Origin of the sequence: Methylobacterium sp. B1, from assembly GCF_000333255.1 — a bacterium.
GTDB classification, from domain to species: Bacteria; Pseudomonadota; Alphaproteobacteria; order Rhizobiales; family Beijerinckiaceae; genus Methylobacterium; species Methylobacterium fujisawaense.
Genome location: NZ_BACT01000289.1, coordinates 1 through 4,341, shown reverse-complemented (window position 1 = coordinate 4,341; position 4,341 = coordinate 1). Strand labels below are relative to the sequence as shown.

At 70.0% G+C, this 4,341-nt stretch carries 6 protein-coding genes and 1 pseudogene; all 7 read left to right on the top strand.

The window, feature by feature from the left end:
- A pseudogene (locus I53_RS08560) lies at positions 1-287 on the top strand (ABC transporter ATP-binding protein); the annotation flags it as partial.
- On the top strand, positions 284-607 hold the full coding sequence (locus I53_RS08555) for a phosphotyrosine protein phosphatase (RefSeq protein WP_043349168.1): 324 nt from the start codon (positions 284-286) through the stop codon (positions 605-607). The pseudogene I53_RS08560 and the gene I53_RS08555, both read left to right, overlap by 4 nt.
- Before the next feature lie 178 nt (positions 608-785).
- Positions 786-1,571: a YfdX family protein gene (locus I53_RS08550; RefSeq protein ID WP_043349166.1), complete on the top strand. Its 786-nt coding sequence runs from the start codon at positions 786-788 to the stop codon at positions 1,569-1,571.
- 72 nt (positions 1,572-1,643) lie between these two features.
- Entirely contained in the window at positions 1,644-1,997 is a 354-nt protein-coding gene (locus I53_RS08545; protein ID WP_051044730.1) for a hypothetical protein, read from the top strand.
- A gap of 149 nt (positions 1,998-2,146) precedes the next feature.
- The gene (locus I53_RS08540) at positions 2,147-2,350 is read left to right on the top strand and encodes a hypothetical protein (RefSeq protein ID WP_043349164.1); all 204 of its coding nucleotides are present in this window, start codon (positions 2,147-2,149) and stop codon (positions 2,348-2,350) included.
- A 235-nt stretch (positions 2,351-2,585) separates the two neighbouring features.
- On the top strand, positions 2,586-4,049 hold the full coding sequence (locus I53_RS08535) for an ATP-binding protein (protein WP_043349162.1): 1,464 nt from the start codon (positions 2,586-2,588) through the stop codon (positions 4,047-4,049).
- Positions 4,034-4,341, top strand: a 308-nt coding sequence (locus tag I53_RS08530; protein ID WP_043349160.1) for a response regulator, incomplete at its 3' end; no start/stop codon positions are given. The genes I53_RS08535 and I53_RS08530, both read left to right, overlap by 16 nt.

The window sequence follows — 4,341 nt, the reverse complement described above, 5'->3', positions numbered from 1 at the left end:
CGCGCCTCCTGGCGGATATGCCGATCCTGATCCTCGACGAGGCGACCTCGAGTTTGGATTCGGAATCCGGGGCGCTGGTGCAGGAGGCCATGATCCGACTGATGCGCGGGCGCACCGCCATCGTCATCGCCCATCGGCTGTCGACGGTGCGGGCCCTCGACCGCATCCTCGTCTTCGACCGCGGCCGCATCGTCGAGGACGGCCCCCACGCCACCCTGAATCGTCGCCCGAACGGGGCGTATCGGGCCCTGTTCGAGCGGCAATCCGTCCTGGCGGAGGGCGTGTGAGGATCCTGTTCGTCTGCGGCCGGGCGCGCGCCCGCAGCCCGACTGCAGAGCAGATCTTCGCGCGCGTCCCTGGGATCGAGACGGCCAGCGCCGGCGTGTCGCCCGACGCCGACGAGCCGGTGGACGTCGACCATCTTGCCTGGGCCGAGATCGTCGTCGTCATGGAGCCCGCGCACCGGCGCAAGCTGATGCGGCGCTTCGGGGCACATCTGCGCGGGGTCCGCCTCGTCTGCCTCGATGTCCCCGACGCCTACGCGTTCATGGCGCCCGCGTTGGTCCGCCTGCTGGAAGCGCGCGCGGGCCGCTTCCTGCCGCGCTGAGCGCGCGCCGCCGAGGGATCGCCATCGCCGGCCGATGTCCGATGCCGGCAGCCGCATTGCCGTTTTTTAATCTTGCGGACATGCCACCAAATCATCGCCGGTCTATTATCTGAACACGGAATGAATAAGGCCAATACAGATGAAGGCCTTGTCTCCGGTAATAGAGGGATATTTCATTATGTCCTACCATAAATCCATGGTTGCGGCCCTCGTGCTCACCACAATCGTCGGCGGAACGGCCTACGCGGCGGAGCAGGCGGCCCAGCACAACGGCACGCAGGTCAGCGCGAGCCAGACCGCGATCGACAAGGATGTCGGCAAGCTCTCGAAGGACGGCGCGCAGGGCTTCAGGGATCTCCAGCTTACCCGCCTCGCGATCTTCGAGGCCAATCCCGGCCAGGCCAAGGACATGATCGCCAAGGCTCAGGCGGCCTTCGCGAAGGCCAAGTCGGACGACGCGGTGTTCACCAAGGCCGAGGCCGAGCTCAAGTCGCCGGCCGACATGGCCGCTCACAAGGCGACCGCGCCGGGGGACAAGGCCGGAGCCAAGCCGGCTTCCAAGGAGCAGGTCGCCTGGGTGCCTGTCGACGCGCAGCTGACCTTGGGCGACGATTTCGTGGCCACGCCCACCAAGGCCTCGGCGGTGACCGAGGCGAACAAGAACCTCGCACAGGGTGACCAGAAAGGCGCCTTGGAGAAGCTCAAGCTCGCCCATGTCGACGTCAACTTCACGATGGCAGTCCTGCCGCTGAACACGACCATCGCAAATGTCGACCAGGCGGCGGCGCTGATCGGACAGGGCAAGTATTATGAAGCGAATGCGGCTTTGAAGACAGCCCAGGACAACATGCGCTTCGACGTGATCGATGCGGTCGCGGTGCCCCAGAAGGCGACCGCCGCCGCGGCCGACAAGGGCGCGCCGCAGGCCACGGGCACGACCGCGGGCGCCAAGACCGGCCAGTGACCGACCGCTGAGGATGGCCGCGCCCGATGGATCTCAGGCGCGGCCCGGTCGGCACGAACACGGGAGGGTCGCGTGCGGCGATTCTGGATCTCGACCGTCCTGGGACTCGAACTGCTCCTCGGCGGAACCCTGACGGCGTCCGCGCGGGCGTCGGGGGTTCCGGTTTTCAATATCCGGGCGATCTGCGCGCCGGAGCACCGGGCGGGATCCAGCGCCGTCGATCGGGCGAGCTACCGGGGTTGCCTGTCCGACGAGGCTGCCGCGCGGCGCACCCTGATCAGGCGCTGGGCCACGTTCGACGTGGCGGAGCGCCGGACCTGTGCGGCGGAGAGCCAGATCGGCGGCGCCCCATCCTACGTGGCGATGCTGACCTGCCTGCAGCTCGGAAGCGACGCGCTGCCGGTCAACCCGTCGGGTCCGCCCTGAGACGACGGCATCCGCGCGACGCCCGCCTGCACGCGCCATGTCGACGACGCTACGGACGCCGCAACGGATCGCACGTCCGTGATCCACGCATGAGGAACCAGCGACATCTCCAAGACGTCCTGCACTATCGATTGAATGAAGGAGGCATCATGTTCAAGACTACGGCTCGCGCTGCTCTTTGCCTGGCTTGCGTCTGGTCCATCACGCCCGCTCTAGCGGCCCCGAAGGAGATGCCCCAGGGCAAGCGTGATGAGATGTCGATGAAGGACACCAAGCACCAGGTGGCGATGCAGCGGAAGGAGAATAAGGAAGCCAACAAGAACGTCGACAGCCTGATCACGAATCGCAAGTGAGCGGTCGCGATCCCGTCGACGACTGACTGTCTTGCTACCGAGAGGAACACCGGACGCTGTGCTCCTCTCCCGGCGGTCCCGGGCCTGGCTCGGGACGGCTCGCGCGCGGGGCACTCGGCATCGCGGCCCGCGTGCGGTCTTCGAGTGGTCACCGGGCCGGGCCTTGGCTTAGGGATGGGTCGGGCGCGCACGGCGCCGCCGCAGGAGCCAGCGCCATGCCCGGTCGGACTTCGTCGTGACGGCCTACAGCCTGCGCGCCCGGCTGCTTGCGCTCTGGGTCCTGCTGCTCGCCTCCGCGGCCGCGACCGCCTACCTGATGTTCGGCGTGTACAATCAATCGACCGGCGTCCAGGTGGCGCAGGCCGATCTCGCGGTCGGCCGCGCCTGCCGCGAGATCATCGACCGCTACGCCGCCCTGGTCCGCGCCCGCGGCCGCGGAATCACAGAGGGCGACCGCGTCGGCACCGTGTCCGCCGCGCTGGCGCGCTTCCCCGGCATCGAGGGCGGGATCTGGAGCGCCTCGGGCAAGTCCGTGGCCTACGCCTATCCGACCTACGAGGGGACCGGACCGAAGACCGACCTTCCGGCGGCCGAGCACGACGCCATCGCGGCATTGAACGCCCAGGCCCTGCGCGTCGACCACGCGGTCTCGGACCGCCGGCCGAGCCGGACCCAGGTGCTGATGCTTCAGGCCTGCCCCCTGCACGGGCCGGAGGCCGGCCTCACCGCGTGGGCGATGGCGCGGGCGCATGTCAACGACGGCCCGACCTACACGCGGTTCCTCGCCGGGCTCGGCTTCCTGGCCGCGACCGTGCTCGGATCGGCGGCCTTCCTGGGCTGGTTCCTGTACGGCTTCTCCGGGCGGATCGCCCGCCTGGAAGCGGCACTCGCAGCGCCGCGCCCGGACGGCGAGGATCTGCCGCATCTCGACCGCACCGGCGAGCGGGAGCTCGACCGGCTGGTGGACGCCCTCAACGCCGCAGGCGGTCGGCTGCGGGAGGCGCAGTCCCGCATCGTGGCGACCGAGCGCTTGGCCGCGGTCGGCCGGCTGGCGGCGAGCATCGCCCATGAGATCCGCAATCCCATCGCGGCGATGCGGCTGAAGGCCGAGAACGCCCTGGTCAGCGGCGATCCGCACCGCGCCGCCTCCGCCCTCGAGACGGTGCTCGGCCAGATCGCCCGGGTCGACACTTTGCTGCGCGACCTCCTCAACCTGACGCAGGCGCGGGCGCTCAACCGGACTCCCACGCCGGTGGCGCCCCTCCTGGCGGAATGCGCGCATCTGCACGAGGATCTGGCGCACGCGCGCTCCGTTCGGATCGCGATCGCCGCCGACGGACTGCCCGCCACGGACCATCCGCATCTCGACCGGGCGCAGATCGCCCGGGCCCTCGACAACCTGCTGCTGAACGCCCTGCAGCACGCGCCGCCGGGCGGCCGGATCCGCCTCGGGGCCGAACGCGTCACGGCCGACGGCGCCTTGCGGCTGCGCCTCAGCGTCGCCGATACCGGCGCCGGCATCGATCCGGCGATTCGCGCCAGCCTGTTCGAGCCCTTCGTCACCAGCCGGCCCGACGGCACCGGCCTCGGCCTCGCGATCGTCCGCGAGATCGCCCTGGCGCATCGCGGCGAGGCCAGGCTGGTCGCGGACGCCCCCGAGACCACCTTTGTCCTGGATCTGCCATGGCAACCATCCTGATCGTCGACGACGACAGAGCCCTGCGCGACGGGCTCGCCGAGACGGTGACCGATCTCGGACATACACCGGTCCCGGTCGCGTCCGGCTCGGAGGCGCTGGCGCGGCTGCACGAGGGGCCGGTGGCGGCTGTGCTCCTCGACCTGCGCATGCCCGGCGACCTCGACGGCATGGCCACGCTGGAGCGGATCCGTGCCCTGCCGGAGCCCCCGCCCGTGACGGTGCTGACCGCCTTCGCGAGCCCGGCCAACACCATCGAGGCGATGCGCCTCGGCGCGCACGACCCCTCACCAGC